Raw genomic sequence first — 14,816 nt, forward strand, 5'->3', positions numbered from 1 at the left:
AAAACATGAAACAAATTACAGCGATTATCAAACCATTCAAACTCGATGAGGTACGGGAAGCTCTGGCCGATGTCGGTGTGACAGGCTTGACCGTGGTGGAAGTAAAAGGCTTTGGCCGTCAGAAAGGACATACCGAGTTATATCGTGGTGCCGAGTATGTCGTGGACTTCTTACCCAAGATCAAGGTGGAAGTGGTCGTCGATGACAAGATCGCCGACAACGTCGTTGATGCCATCATCAAGGCAGCACACACAGGAAAAATCGGCGACGGCAAGATTTTTGTGCAGAATGTGGAGCAGGTTATTCGTATAAGAACGGGCGAGACCGGCCCCGATGCCGTTTAAAGATGTAAAGCAGTGACCAAGCTACTGCGCGATCTTGCTTTTAGCGGGCAGTTTTTTGAGAATTCTTCACTTCTTATCTGAACTAAGATCGCTCGCTACGCTTACCCTCTACTTTAAATATGGATTGCCAGGCTATCAGGCTTTCAGCAATACGATCAATGCGCCAGAGCCGCCGTCTGCGGCGGTGGCCTGGCTAAAGGCCAGCACTTCATCTTTTTGTATCAGCCAGTTCCGTACTTTTTGTTTGAGTACTGGCTCCTTGTTGACTGATCCCAGACCCTTGCCGTGGATGATGCGTACGCAACGTGTGCCGTTGCGCATGCACTTGCGCAGAAATTCTCCCAGGCTATCCCTGGCCTGGTCGCGGCGCAAGCCGTGCAGATCCAGCTGTGCCTGTATGACCCAATGGCCCTTACGCAATTTCCTGACGACATCCTGACCAACGCCTGAGCGTGTGTAGCTGAGGTTTTCATCGGTTTCCAGCAGAGAATCGGCATCAAACTCATCTGATAAAGACTCTTGCAATGCGGCCTGTTCGTCTGCCAGATGCTGAAAGGGCAGGGGGTCTATACGTGCCGGTGCCGGATGGTGTTTGACTGCGGCTTTCAAAGGCTCAACCGTACCCACACTGGAACGGAAAATATTCGCCTCTGCTTTGGCTTTCTTTTCACGTTCCAGGCGTTCTGCTTCAGCACGCTGCCTGATTTCTTGTTGTTGTTTTAATTGCTGACCTACGGATTTCAGGTCAGCCAGACTTTTGAAGGACGACATGCCGGCTTTCTTTGTTGTTTTTGCTTATTTACCTGCTTATTCTTCCAGGAAGCGCTGCGCATCCAGCGCTGCCATACAGCCAGTGCCTGCACTCGTGATCGCCTGACGATAAACATGGTCCTGCACATCACCAGCGGCAAACACGCCCGGTACATTAGTGGCAGTTGCCATGCCTTCGGTGCCAGTGCGGGTTTTGATATAGCCATTGTGCATTTCCAACTGGCCTTCAAAAATACTGGTATTGGGCTTATGGCCAATTGCAATGAAAACGCCATGCAGGGTGATTGGCGTGATCGCTCCGTCGGCAGATTTGACATGGATGCCAGTGACACCAGATTCGTCACCAATGACTTCGTCAAGCGTATGATTCCATTTCACCTCTATCTTGCCTTCGGCGACTTTGGCCATCAGGCGGTCAATCAGTATGGCTTCTGCGCGGAATTTGTCGCGTCTGTGAATCACAGTCACCTTGCTGGCGATATTTGACAGGTACAGTGCTTCTTCCACTGCTGTATTGCCACCACCCACGACCGCTACTTCCTTGCCGCGATAAAAGAAGCCATCACAAGTCGCGCAGGCGGACACGCCTTTGCCCATGAAAGCCTGTTCAGAAGGCAAGCCCAGATATTGGGCAGAGGCACCTGTTGCAATGATCAGGGAATCACAGGTGTATTCAGCCTGGTCGCCGATCAGGCGAATTGGCTTTTCATTGAGTTTGGCGGTATGGATGTAGTCAAAAATGATTTCGGTATTGAAGCGTTCTGCATGTTGCAGAAAGCGTTGCATCAGTTCCGGGCCTTGCACGCCCATAGGGTCGGCAGGCCAGTTTTCCACGTCTGTAGTCGTCATCAATTGTCCGCCTTGCTCCACACCAGTGATCAGCACCGGTTTCAGATTGGCGCGTGCGGCATACACGGCGGCTGAATAGCCTGCCGGGCCAGAGCCAAGTATCAATACGTGAGCGTGTTTGGGAGTAGACATGAGTAGACCTGATAAAAAGTTGATCGAGAAGCTAGCTGGACAGCATAAAGATGGCGTTTTTCATGCAAATTTCAAGTTTTTTGACTATTTTGCATCGCTATCCAGAGTCAGGCATAAATTATAGACTATCCTCTGATCAGCCGTGAGGCCGCCGACTGGCATTTCAGTTGCAATTGTTACAGTGCACTTGTTTGGCGCACACACGCTATCATGCTATCTTGTCAGTTTTTAATGGCTGTAATGGCTGTCCGAATGAGAGTTTCTCCAGTTTTATGACTACTAGTAACGAAGCCTACACACGAAGCAATAAAACTGCGCCGCCCCCCGCGCCGCCAAACCGGTTTGTGGTCTTGCTCATGGAAGCGCGATGGATAGTGCTGGCGGCATTTTGCGTCTGCCTTGTCATGATACTGGCAAGTTATTCAAAACTTGATCCTGCCTGGTCGCGTGCAGGCGAAGTGCCCAAAATACACAATGTGGCCGGCAAGCTGGGTGCCTGGCTGGCCGATGTGCTGTTTTATGTCTTTGGCATTTCAGCATGGTGGTGGTGTATTGCCGCCAGCCGCAAGGTCTGGCAGTCTTACCGCAAACTTTCGCAAAAGACCCAGCTCAACCCAGAACCGGAAGTAGAGGAAGGTTTTCCCGATATCCTGATTCAATCGGTGGGTTTTGGCTTGTTACTGGCAGGCAGCATGGGTCTTGAATATCTGCGCATGCATAGTCTGAAGGTGGCGTTGCCGCTCCAGCCTGGTGGTGTATTGGGTGATTTGATTGGCAATCTGGCTTTTTCTTCGCTCGGTTCCACTGGTTCAACATTATTGTTGCTGCTGATGATGGCATTGGGTATCAGCCTTTACTTCCACGTATCATGGTTGACCATTGCCGAACGCATAGGCAGCGGTATTGAATTCGCATTTGTTTTCGTTCGCAGCAAACAGGCAGACGCAGCCGACAGGCGTGTAGGCCAGACTGCTGCCGTGAAGCGCGAAGAAGTGGTTGTGCAGGAACGCGCCAAAATCGTTGAGGCGACGCCGATACGCATAGAGCCGCAGGTGGTTGCGGTACAGCGTTCCGAACGCGTGGAAAAAGAAAAGCAGGTGTCGCTGTTTAATGAATTGCCAGATACCAATTTACCACCGCTTTCTTTACTCGATGAACCACCGCCGGTGCAAGAAACTGTCAGTGTGCAAACCCTGGAATTCACCAGCCGCCTGATAGAGAAAAAACTATCTGATTTTGGTGTCGATGCCAAAGTAGTTGCAGCTTACCCTGGTCCCGTCATTACACGCTACGAAATTGAGCCAGCGACTGGTGTGAAGGGCAGCCAGATCGTCAATCTCGCCCGTGATCTGGCAAGGTCGTTGTCGCTGACGTCCATACGTGTGGTAGAAACCATACCAGGCAAGAATTTCATGGGCCTGGAATTACCCAACCCAAAACGCCAGATCGTACGTTTGACAGAAATTCTTGGTTCCAAGGTGTATAACGACAGTTCATCGAGCTTGACGGTCGCGTTGGGCAAGGATATTGCCGGTCACCCTATCTGTGCTGATCTGGCAAAAATGCCACATTTGCTGGTGGCAGGTACGACCGGCTCTGGTAAGTCTGTCGGTATCAACGCGACGATTTTGTCATTGCTGTACAAGTCTGACCCGAATGATGTACGCATGATCTTGATTGACCCAAAAATGCTGGAAATGTCGGTGTATGAAGGTATCCCGCATTTGCTGGCACCTGTGGTGACCGATATGCGTCAGGCAGGTCATGCATTGAATTGGGCTGTAGGTGAGATGGAAAGGCGCTATAAGCTGATGTCCAAGCTGGGTGTGCGCAATCTGGCCGGTTATAACACCAAGATTGCCGAAGCCACGCGCAAGGAAATACATATCCCCAATCCCTTCAGTTTGACACCTGATGCACCTGAGCCCCTTGAAAAACTGCCAACCATCGTCATTATTATTGATGAGCTGGCAGATTTGATGATGGTAGTTGGCAAGAAGGTAGAAGAACTGATTGCACGTATTGCCCAAAAAGCACGGGCTGCAGGCATACATTTGATACTGGCAACACAAAGACCATCGGTCGATGTCATTACCGGCTTGATCAAGGCCAATATACCGACGCGTATTGCCTTCCAGGTCAGCAGCAAGATTGATTCACGCACCATCCTTGATCAGATGGGTGCAGAAGCCTTGCTCGGCATGGGTGATATGCTGTATATGCCCCCTGGTACAGGTTTGCCCATACGCGTTCATGGCGCTTTTGTATCGGATGAAGAAGTGCATCGCGTGGTTGAACATTTGAAAGCGCAGGGCGAACCAAATTATATTGAAGGCATACTCGAAGGCGGTACGCTGGAAGAGGGCGGTGAAGCAGGCGCTGACGGTGCTGCCGCAAGTGGTAGTGGTGAAGCTGACGCGTTGTACGACCAGGCTGTTGCCATCGTGCTTAAAAACCGCCGTGCATCGATTTCACTGGTGCAAAGGCATCTGCGCATAGGCTACAATCGCGCCGCCCGCTTGCTGGAACAAATGGAACAGAGTGGTGTCGTATCTACCATGCAATCTAACGGCAATCGGGAAATACTGGTACCAGCAGGAAATACAGAATAGGAAGTTCTCAGTGAATAAGCAAAACCATAAGCCACAACCTATGCAAAACTATTTAGCCACTAAAGTAGCTGCCTGCATCATCGCCCTGGCCTTAACGCCTGCGCTTGCTGCTGCCTCTGCTGTGGAGCAATTCAAATCTTTTGTCACCAATAATAAAAGCGCCAAAGGTGAATTCATTCAGCAGCAAGTCAAGATGGTGGATGGCAGCGCCAAGATCAGCAAAACAGCCAATGGCAATTTTATTTTTGCCCGCCCTGGTAAATTTATCTGGGCCTATACCAAGCCTTATGAACAGATATTGCAGGCAGATGGCGACAAGTTGTATATCTATGATAAGGACTTGAATCAGGTGACCATACGTGAGTTGGGCAATGCCCTGGGTTCCAGTCCGGCAGCGATCCTGTTTGGCAGCGCCGGTGCGGCAGATCTGGACAAGAACTTCAGTTTCAAGGAAGTTGGCAACAAGCAGGGCCTGGAATGGCTGGAGGCAGTTGCCAAGGCCAAGGACAGCCAATTCGAACATATAGGCATAGGCATGAAAGATGGGGTGCCCGTAGCCCTGGAGTTGCGCGATAATTTTGGCCAGGTTTCGCTGCTGACGCTGAAAAACCTGGAAAAAAATCCTGCCTTAAAGCCTGACCAGTTCAAGTTTGTCGTGCCTGCCGGGGCAGATGTGTTCCGTCAATAATGACGATGCTCAATACATCGCGCAAGAAACCTGCTCCACTGGCAGAACGCATGCGTCCTGCCACACTGGATGATGTCATCGGTCAACAGCACATACTGGGTGAAGGCAAGCCGCTGCGGGTGGCGTTTCAGTCAGGTCAGCCGCATTCCATGATCTTGTGGGGGCCACCCGGCGTGGGCAAGACCACGCTGGCAAGGCTCATGGCAGATGCCTTCCTTTGTGAATTTATTGCCCTGTCAGCAGTGTTATCCGGGATCAAGGACATACGCGAAGCGGTGGAGCGTGCGCAGATACTGCAGGCGACTTCACAAAGACGCACGATATTATTCGTCGATGAAGTGCATCGTTTCAACAAGAGCCAGCAAGATGCATTTTTGCCGCATGTGGAAAGCGGCTTGTTCACCTTTATCGGCGCCACCACTGAAAACCCTTCATTTGAAGTGAACAGCGCTTTGCTGTCGCGCGCTTCTGTGTATGTACTTAAATCGCTGACAGATGAAGACCTTGCGCTGATGGTGGAGCGTGCCTGTGAGCGTGAACTTGATGGCCTGAAGCTCACTTCAGAAGCCATGTCCAGCCTGGTATCGAGTGCTGATGGTGATGGCCGCAAGCTGCTGAATAACCTGGACATTGTTGCTCATGCAGCAGTTGCCAAGCATCTAGATACCGTAGACCAGGGTTTGCTGGGCGAATGTCTGGGAGATGCCCTACGTCGTTTTGACAAGGGTGGTGACGCCTTTTATGACCAGATTTCTGCCTTGCATAAATCGGTACGTGGCTCCAACCCTGATGCGGCCTTATATTGGTTGGTGCGCATGCTTGATGGTGGTGCTGACCCGCGCTACATGGCCAGACGCATCGTACGCATGGCATCCGAAGATATTGGTCTGGCTGACCCGCGTGCCTTGCGCATTACGCTGGATGCGGCAGAAGTCTATGAAAGACTGGGTTCGCCAGAAGGTGAGCTGGCATTGGCTGAGGCCGTTATTTACCTGGCTTGTGCAGCTAAATCGAATGCTGTTTATAAAGCCTATAACGCCGTCAGGGCCGTGATCGCCAAAGACAAATCGCGTATCGTGCCCGAACATTTGCGCAATGCCCCCACCAAGCTCATGAAAGAACTTGGCTATGGCAAATTGTACCGCTACGCGCATGATGAGCCAGATGCCTATGCCGCAGGCGAAACTTATCTGCCTGAAGGCCTCGAAGGTGAATCCTGGTATAAGCCGGTGCCGCGTGGGCTGGAAATCAAGATCGCAGAAAAGCTAGCATATTTACGTAGTCTGGACGACGAAGCATCGTAACACCAGCAAGGTATGCCGGGCATATTTGCCTTATAGAGCAGGGTACATCGGGTATCGAACCTTATTTCAACATTTCTTTATCAAGGAAAATCATGCAAAAGACCTTTGCCGTCAGTGGTTTGCTGTTGTCCCTGGTGGGCAGTGCATACGCACAAACTGAAGAACAGCGCAGCACTTTGTCAGACCAGAAAGAAGTGGCAGTGACCATTTATAACGAAAACCTGGCATTGATTAAAGACCAGCGCAAACTGCAATTGAAACGTGGTGTCTTTGATCTGGCATTTCGTGATGTCAGTGGAAAAATGCGGCCAGAGACTGCATTGCTGCGCAGTTTGTCAGCACCCGGTAGCTTGTCGGTGCTTGAGCAAAATTTTAATTTTGATTTGCTGACGCCACAGAAATTGCTGGAGAAATATGTAGGCCGCAATATCAATGTCATCCGTACCAATCCGGCTACCGGTGCTGAAACGACAGAGACTGCACAAGTCTTGTCAGCCAACAACGGCGTGGTATTGAAAATAGGGGATCGCATAGAAACCGGCATGCCAGGTCGACTGGTGTATCCAGATGTGCCAGTCAATTTGCGCGACAGGCCCACTTTGGTCATGGCACTGGATAATAACGGCGCGCAACAGCAAGATGTAGAGCTCAGCTACCTGACTGGCGGCCTGTCATGGAAGGCAGATTATGTGGTTGAACTCAATGCCGGCGATGATAAACTTGATATTTCTGGCTGGGTGACTTTAGGTAATACCAGTGGCACCACTTACCGCAATGCAAAGCTGCAACTGGTGGCGGGCGATGTTAACCAGGTCAAGCAAAGAATCCAGATAACGGGTAGCAACATACAGTATTCTCCGGCTCCCAAAGCACTGATGAAAAAAGAGGCAATGGCAGAAGAGTCCTTGTTTGAATATCACTTGTACACACTGGACCGCCCAACCACCATCGCTGAAAACCAGACCAAGCAAGTCGCCTTGCTGACTGCAACAGGCGTACCAGCTCGCAAGGAACTGTTATTGGCAGGCAGTGATTATTATTACCAGAGCAGCTATGGTGATCTCGGCCAAAAAATGAAAATCGCCGTCTTTGTTGAGTTTGAAAACAAGGAAAGCGCACATCTGGGCATGCCTCTGCCAAAAGGTGTGATCCGTGTCTACAAAAAAGATGGCGCTGGCAATGCCCAGTTCATCGGTGAAGACAGCGTTGATCACACACCCAAAAATGAAAAAGTCCGCCTCAAGCTGGGTGAAGCATTTGACGTGACTGCCGATAAAAAACAGACTGATTTCAAAAAATTGGCTGCTGGTGGCAAATACAATTATGCATTTGAAAGCGCTTATGAGGTCGTGTTGAAGAATGCCAAGAAAGAAGCCGTGGTAGTGACCGTGCAAGAACCCATGCCGGGCGATTGGGAAGTGTTAAGCACCAGCCACCCTTATGTCAAGGGCGCGAGCAATACCGCCGTCTGGAAAATCACGGTACCCGCAGAAGGTAGCACCAAACTAGTTTATCGCAGCCAGGTGCGTTATTAATTTTATATTTTTCTCTGCTTGCATCTTCCCTGTTTGCTAAAAATAGGGGAAATGCCGCTCCCTTGATACAATACGTGATTCGTTTATAAGACCTGCAATAACATCATGATAGATATTCAACTACTGCGTAAAGACATCGCCAGCGCGGCAGCGCGTCTGGAAACCCGTAAATTTCAGCTGGACGTTGCGAGCTTCAATGCGCTTGAGGCTGAACGCAAGCAAATCCAGTCCCGTACCGAAGAATTGCAAGGCAAGCGTAATACCCTGTCCAAGCAAATCGGTATATTGAAAGGCAAAGGCGAAGATGCATCCGCAATAATGGCTGAAGTGGGTGGCATTGGTGATGAACTGAAGGCATCTGAAGTGCATCTGTCGGACGTGCAAACAAGAATGACAGCTTTCTTGCAAACCATACCAAATGTACCGCATGAATCTGTCGCAGTTGGTGTTGATGAAAGCGGTAACGTGGAAGTGCGCAAAGTCGGCACACCACGCAGTTTTGATTTTGCAATCAAGGACCATGTTGATATCGGCTCTGCACTTGGCCTGGATTTTGAAACCGCAGTAAAGCTGACAGGTTCACGTTTTTCTGTGATGAAGGGCGGCATGGCGCGCCTGCATCGTGCACTGGCGCAGTTCATGCTGGATATGCAGACGCTGGAACATGGTTACACTGAATTTTATACACCCTATATGGTGAATGCCGATTCCATGCGTGGTACCGGCCAGTTGCCAAAATTTGAAGAAGACTTGTTTGCCGTTAAAAAGGGTGGGCAAGATGGTACGGGCGAAATGATGTACCTGATACCGACATCTGAGGTGTCCCTGACCAATACCGTACGCGATGAAATTTTATCCGCCGATGTATTGCCCTTGAAAATGACAGCTCATACGCCTTGCTTCCGCTCAGAAGCGGGTAGTGCAGGGCGCGATACACGCGGCATGATACGTCAGCATCAGTTCGATAAAGTAGAGATGGTTCAGATCGTTCATCCGGAAAAATCCATGGATGCGCTGGATGAAATGGTGGGCCATGCAGAAGCCGTATTGAAGAAACTGGGCTTGCCTTACCGTGTGCTGAGCCTGTGTACAGGCGACATGGGTTTTGGTGCAACCAAAACTTTCGATCTGGAAGTGTGGCTGCCAGCTCAAAACACTTACCGCGAAATTTCCTCCATATCGAATATGTCTGATTTCCAGGCGCGTCGGATGCAGGCGCGTTTCCGTAATGCCCAGGGCAAGCCAGAACTCGTGCACACACTCAATGGTTCAGCGCTGGCAGTTGGCCGCACGCTGGTCGCTGTGCTGGAAAACTATCAGCAGGCAGATGGCTCCGTTGATATCCCTGAAGCCTTGCGTCCTTACATGGGTGGCATAGAGAAATTGCAGCCAAACGCATAATTTCCCTGATTTCAAGATGATAGTTACAAGCCGCATCAGCAATCGCTATGCGGCTTGTTTTATTTGAAGACGGGCTTCATCACTTGATTAAACAAGACACTGAAGGCAAACTCTAAGCCAGCATCACGCAGTCAATTGCTTGACTGTTAAATCCATCTCAGAACGACGGTCAACAAACAGGCTGTTGCCATGAATTTTCTTGGCCTGTTTTTTTGCGTCTGACGCAGCTATGGAAATCTGGTGATGCGAATAATATTTGTTGACGCGTGACCTCACTACCCCCAAAGACAAGCTCACCAGAGGGTAAAACACTTTCTTGCCTTGACGGTCTTCACTCAGGTAACCACCGCGCTCGCGGTCTTCGTTGCTATAGAAATCATAGATGGCTATAGCAAAGCTGTGCAAGATATCCTGACAGCGTATCTCCCAGTCTTCACTGCGAAACAGGATGATGAAATCATCACCGCCGATGTGTCCGATGAAATCCAGTTGCGGGTCACAATGCTTTTTCAGCACTTCACTGGTCATTTGTATGATGTCGTCACCGCGGCGGTAGCCATACACATCATTGAAAGGCTTGAAGTGATCAAGGTCGCAATAACAGGCGCAGAATGCCAGCTCTTTTTGAAGTAACTGATCAATGTGTTCATTGATAGGGACGTTGCCTGGCAATTGCGTCAGCGGATTGGCATAACGTGCTGCATTGATCTGCATCTGCGTAATTTCACGCATCAGATCCGGCCCGCTACCCATGCCTATATAGCGCCCATTATCCGTAATGATGATGCCATTGATCAGGTGATCGGGATCGGCTTCAACAATGATATGGCTGACATCCTGCATGCTGGTATTTTTGTCGACGATGACGGGGTGCGCATCCATAAAGACGGTGCATGGTTTCTTGCCATACAGTTCGCGCTGATAAGGCCGGGCAAAACGGTCGATCATATGGTAGCGATTGATCAGGCCAACCGGTACACCATCATCAATCACTGGGATAATTTGTAGTTTGGGGTTTTGCAGGAAGATATCATCGACCTGGTTATTCAGCATGCGTGAAGAAATCGTTGGTGGTGTCTTCAATATCTTTTCGACCGATGCAGCCTGCTCGAAAGTTGTGGGTGAGCGGCGTGCTGCCTGATACGGGTTGGGTGTCAATGTGCGCGCCACCTCGGCTGATACTGCACGGGCCGGTGTCGGGTGAGGGCGGGCAATATGATAGCCTTGCCCGCAGGCCACACCCAGGTCACGTACCGCCAGTAGTTCTGCCTGCGTCTCTATGCCTTCGGCAATCACGCGTGTACCAGATTTTTCAGCAATGCTTTGTATCGACCGCACGAATTGCGCCTTGACCGGGTCATGGTCGATGCCCTGGATGAAGTGCATGTCTATCTTGACGTAATCAGGTTTTAGCTCCGACCACAGACGCAAACTGGAAAAACCTTCACCCAGATCATCAATCGCAATTTCAAAACCCATTTCACGGTAATGAATGACTGCCTCGCACAGCAGGGCATAATCATGTGTGGGCTGGTATTCTGTCAGCTCAATGATCACCCTTTGCGGGTTGATGCCTAATTCATGGATGTAATCCAGTGTTTCACCATGCACGACATCACGTTGGAGCAGGCACTCAGGGCTGACGTTCAAAAACAGTTTGCCCGGCAGTTTTTGCGCTGCAAATTGTTCCAGCACGACACGACGGCACAAATGCTCTACTTTCACCGTCAGGTTATTATCCCAGGCCGCTTTGAACAGGTTGACAGGAGAGTGCAGAGGGCTGTCAGATGGCCCGCGTATCAAGCCTTCATAACCCAGGATATCGCCGTTGTGCATTTGCACGATGGGCTGGAAACGCGCTGTCAGCAAACGCTGCTCTATGATGCGTTGCAATTGTGAGCGCATCAGCACATCTGCGTGCGTGGCCAGATTGTTGATGCCATATTCTGCTGCCAGGTTTTGCTGAGACAGGTGTTCCACAATATCCCCCGCTAAACTACTTTCCATTATTGCGTATCCCGAAAACTTTAATAACCGTCGCACATCACAGCCGCAATGACCCACGATGCCTCATGACAGATCAATATAATCTTGCTTTATGACATCTTCATGTCTTTATACGAAGGAGAAAGATGAGTGTTAGCTTGCTGCCAATCGTGCAAAAAACTTCAATTTTGATTTGGGCAAGTTTTTTGCTATAATCGTGGGCTTCGTTGTAAAGACGAACGATCAAAGCCGGAGAGGTGGCAGAGTGGTTGAATGTACCTGACTCGAAATCAGGCGTAGTAGCAATACTATCGGGGGTTCGAATCCCCCCCTCTCCGCCAGAACGTGAAAAAGCCCTTGATGATCAAGGGCTTTTTCTTTATCTGTCGCTCCCAGCATGCCATTCACACTGAAATTTGATCCGCATTTCTGGATCATTGGTATCGATTGCGACGCACGTCTGGGACATAGCTCTTCTGTTGCTTTAACTATGTGCTTTCCAGGGTACCAGTTTGTGCTCAAGGCGACGCATGAGCAGATCGAACAGGTAGGCCACAATACCGATGAGGATGATGCCCATGATCACGATATCGGTACGCAGGAAACTGGAGGCGTTCAAGACCAGTTGCCCCACGCCTGCCGTGGCGGCCACCATTTCAGCAGCGACCAGGGTAGTCCAGCCGAAACCGATGGCTATCCTCAAGCCTGTCAGAATATCAGGCAGCGCTGCCGGCAAGATCACATGGCGTAATAGTTGCCACTGACTTGCACCCATCGACAGCGCTGCATGCAATTGTTCTGACGCCACCTTGATGACACCGGCGCGGGTAGCGACGGCGATAGGTGCAAAACAGGCCAGATAGATGAGCAATATCTTGGCAGTCTCATCTATACCGAACCAGATCACGATCAATGGTAAATAGGCCAGTGGTGGCAGTGGACGATAGAATTCCAGCAATGGATCAAAAATGCCGCGCACGATGCGGTTGGTGCCCATCAGCAAGCCTAACGGTACGGCGCTAATGGCAGCAAGCAAAAATGCGCCAAACACGCGTACCAGGCTCCAGGCCAGATGCTGAAGTAAGGGCAGCCCGCCCTGTATGTTGCCGTTCCAGGCCTGTTGAGCGGCAAGCCATACCGCCGCAGGCGACGGAAGGAACAAGGGTTCTATCCAGGCGCGTGCGGTAATGGCCCACCAACCTAGCAGCAGAATAACGATGGTGGCGATAGTCACGCCCAGGGTTTTGCCACTCCCTGGGCGCGGGTAGACTTTCGCTAATGGCAATAATGGTTCTGCATCGCGCTTGGCAGGTTTCTTATAAGCGTTATCAGGGTTTACAACGGATGTGGATGATGGCGGCATAGGAAGATAGTTCAGGCAGTGTGATGCACAAGTTGCAGCAAACGCTCGCGCCAGGCAATGAACTCAGGCGATGATTTGACAGCGCGGGCATCACCTGAGGCCAGATAGTCGCCTGAAAATGGCAACTCGAATTGATGGGCGATGCGGCCTGGACGCGGCGACATGACTATCACGCGTGTGCCCAGAAAAAGCGCTTCTTCCACACTGTGGGTAATGAAGAAAATGGTTTTCCCACTGCGTTGCCAGACCGTGAGCAGTAGTTCCTGAATCGCCTCTCGTGTCAAGGCATCAAGCGCACCCATGGGTTCATCCATCAGCAGTACACGGGGATTATTGGCCAGCGCACGGGCAATCCCGACACGTTGTTGCATGCCACCAGAAAGCTGATAGACGGGTGCTGAAGCAAATTGTTCCAGTCCGACCAGGCGCAGCTTGTCCAGGGCAAGGGCATTGCGCTGGTCAAGTGCCATGCCGCGAAAGCGCAATCCCAGCGCGACATTGTCAAGTACGTTCAGCCAGGGCATTAAGGCATGTTTTTGAAACACCACGCCTACATCGGGGCCAGGCCCCGTAATCGCCACATCATCGAGCATGACTTTGCCCTCCGAGGCTTGTACAAAGCCGGCCAGGCAATTGAGCAGGGTAGTCTTGCCGCATCCCGACGGGCCAAGTGCGACGACGAATTCGCCAGGTGCGATGGACAGGCTGACATCAGACAAGGCCAGCGCCTCATCGGTGCCAGCCCCGGCAAAGCGTACCGAGAGCCGGCGTATGTCAAGCCGGCCACCGCTATGACTGGCCGGCAGGTTTATTGAGCTGCCGCTTTGCGTACCCATGTGGCATTGACTCCTGTGCTGTAGTCCGGCAAGACTGTCTGAATAGTGCCCTGGGTTTTCAGGAAAGCCGCTGTCGCAGCCAGAGATTTGGCAGCACCGCCACCCAGCCACTGGGCTGATGCCTGTTGCTGCAAAGTCGGAAATTCATACAGCGCCAGGCTGGCGGGGACTTCAGCAGCATCAGCACCGGACCATTTGGCCACGGCTTTGATCTGTGCTGTATCCACTTTCCAGTTCGCTTTGTTGTTGCGATAATCGGCATCTGTGGCTGCCAGCAGCTTCACCAGTTCGGTCAGGAAGGTATCGTTTTGCTTGGCGAAATCTTTGTTGACCACTATGCCATCGAAGGTTGCAGTACCGGTCTGTTTGGCGATCTCACCAGAGGAGATCAAGGTCTTTCCGGTTTTCTTCACTTTGGCCAGCACCGGGTCCCAGATAAAGGTGGCGTCAATATCGCCACGTTCCCATGCAGCGGCAATTTCTGGTGGGCGCAAGTTGAGGATTTTGACGCCACGTGGATCAACTTTGGCATGTTCCAGTGCCAGCAGGGTATGGAAATGTGAGGTTGACACAAAAGGCACTGCGATGCGTTTGCCATTCAGATCAGCCAGCGATTTGACATTGCTGCCATTGCGCACCACCAATGCTTCGGCGTCATTGATGTTATCCAAAATCCAGAACAACTGAATGTTCAAGCCTTGCGACAAGCCCGAGGCAATTGGTGCTGAGCCTGCTTCGCCGATCTGTACAGAGCCGGAAGCCAGGGCCCGGATGACGTCAGCGCCACTGGCCAGTTTGCGAAAGGTAACTTTGTAGCCGGTCTTTTGTTCCAGGTTTTGCGTTTCCTGGGCGTAGCGCCAAGGCACGACCATGTCCTGGTAAGCGATGACAACTTCCTTGTTTTCGGCGACGGCGTTACCCATCAGGAAAACGCTGGCGGCGAGGGCGAGTGCATGCAGATTTTTTTTCATATATGTTGACGGGCAAGTGGAAAG

General features: G+C 51.0%; 12 protein-coding genes and 1 tRNA gene. 7 read left to right on the top strand and 6 right to left on the bottom strand.

Going from position 1 to position 14,816, the window contains the following annotated elements; translation table 11 throughout:
• Positions 1-5 precede the first annotated feature (5 nt).
• Entirely contained in the window at positions 6-344 is a 339-nt protein-coding gene (locus tag ACO0LH_RS23740) for a P-II family nitrogen regulator (RefSeq protein ID WP_110253085.1), read from the top strand.
• A 135-nt stretch (positions 345-479) separates the two neighbouring features.
• Here ACO0LH_RS23740 and ACO0LH_RS23745 read toward each other — a convergent pair whose 3' ends face one another.
• Together ACO0LH_RS23745 and trxB are read right to left on the bottom strand one after the other, a co-directional pair.
• The gene (locus ACO0LH_RS23745) at positions 480-1,115 is read right to left on the bottom strand and encodes a Smr/MutS family protein (protein WP_422943619.1); all 636 of its coding nucleotides are present in this window, start codon (positions 1,113-1,115) and stop codon (positions 480-482) included.
• 36 nt (positions 1,116-1,151) lie between these two features.
• A complete protein-coding gene (gene trxB / locus ACO0LH_RS23750) occupies positions 1,152-2,096 on the bottom strand; it encodes a thioredoxin-disulfide reductase (protein ID WP_422943620.1) in 945 nt (314 codons plus the stop codon).
• Positions 2,097-2,368: 272 nt separating this feature from the next.
• Between trxB and ACO0LH_RS23755 the strand changes: the two genes are divergently transcribed.
• The 5 genes from ACO0LH_RS23755 to serS all read left to right on the top strand — a co-directional run bounded on the left by ACO0LH_RS23755 (position 2,369) and on the right by serS (position 9,636).
• Positions 2,369-4,708, top strand: coding sequence for a DNA translocase FtsK (locus ACO0LH_RS23755; protein ID WP_422943621.1), 2,340 nt, complete (start codon positions 2,369-2,371; stop codon positions 4,706-4,708).
• A gap of 40 nt (positions 4,709-4,748) precedes the next feature.
• Positions 4,749-5,396 carry an outer membrane lipoprotein chaperone LolA gene (lolA, locus tag ACO0LH_RS23760; protein WP_422943622.1) on the top strand — a complete coding sequence of 216 codons (648 nt, stop codon included), beginning with the start codon at positions 4,749-4,751 and terminating at the stop codon, positions 5,394-5,396.
• A 5-nt stretch (positions 5,397-5,401) separates the two neighbouring features.
• Positions 5,402-6,700, top strand: coding sequence for a replication-associated recombination protein A (locus ACO0LH_RS23765; RefSeq protein ID WP_422943623.1), 1,299 nt, complete (start codon positions 5,402-5,404; stop codon positions 6,698-6,700).
• 92 nt (positions 6,701-6,792) lie between these two features.
• Positions 6,793-8,235, top strand: coding sequence for a DUF4139 domain-containing protein (locus ACO0LH_RS23770; RefSeq protein WP_422943624.1), 1,443 nt, complete (start codon positions 6,793-6,795; stop codon positions 8,233-8,235).
• A 105-nt stretch (positions 8,236-8,340) separates the two neighbouring features.
• Entirely contained in the window at positions 8,341-9,636 is a 1,296-nt protein-coding gene (serS, locus tag ACO0LH_RS23775; RefSeq protein WP_422943625.1) for a serine--tRNA ligase, read from the top strand.
• Positions 9,637-9,759: 123 nt separating this feature from the next.
• Here serS and ACO0LH_RS23780 read toward each other — a convergent pair whose 3' ends face one another.
• A complete protein-coding gene (locus ACO0LH_RS23780) occupies positions 9,760-11,541 on the bottom strand; it encodes a GGDEF domain-containing protein (RefSeq protein ID WP_422943652.1) in 1,782 nt (593 codons plus the stop codon).
• 332 nt (positions 11,542-11,873) lie between these two features.
• Between ACO0LH_RS23780 and ACO0LH_RS23785 the strand changes: the two genes are divergently transcribed.
• Positions 11,874-11,963 (top strand) — tRNA-Ser (locus tag ACO0LH_RS23785).
• A 143-nt stretch (positions 11,964-12,106) separates the two neighbouring features.
• Here ACO0LH_RS23785 and ACO0LH_RS23790 read toward each other — a convergent pair.
• From ACO0LH_RS23790 to tauA, 3 genes are read right to left on the bottom strand one after another with little or no spacing between them, the layout of a single operon-like run.
• Entirely contained in the window at positions 12,107-12,985 is an 879-nt protein-coding gene (locus tag ACO0LH_RS23790; RefSeq protein WP_422943626.1) for an ABC transporter permease subunit, read from the bottom strand.
• 11 nt (positions 12,986-12,996) lie between these two features.
• On the bottom strand, positions 12,997-13,821 hold the full coding sequence (locus ACO0LH_RS23795) for a taurine ABC transporter ATP-binding protein (protein WP_422943627.1): 825 nt from the start codon (positions 13,819-13,821) through the stop codon (positions 12,997-12,999).
• Positions 13,794-14,792: a taurine ABC transporter substrate-binding protein gene (tauA, locus tag ACO0LH_RS23800; RefSeq protein ID WP_422943628.1), complete on the bottom strand. Its 999-nt coding sequence runs from the start codon at positions 14,790-14,792 to the stop codon at positions 13,794-13,796. Before tauA ends, ACO0LH_RS23795 begins: the two co-directional genes overlap by 28 nt.
• Positions 14,793-14,816 lie beyond the last annotated feature (24 nt).

It is taken from the genome of Undibacterium sp. TJN19 (genome assembly GCF_049339485.1).
Lineage (GTDB): Bacteria > Pseudomonadota > Gammaproteobacteria > Burkholderiales > Burkholderiaceae_D > Undibacterium.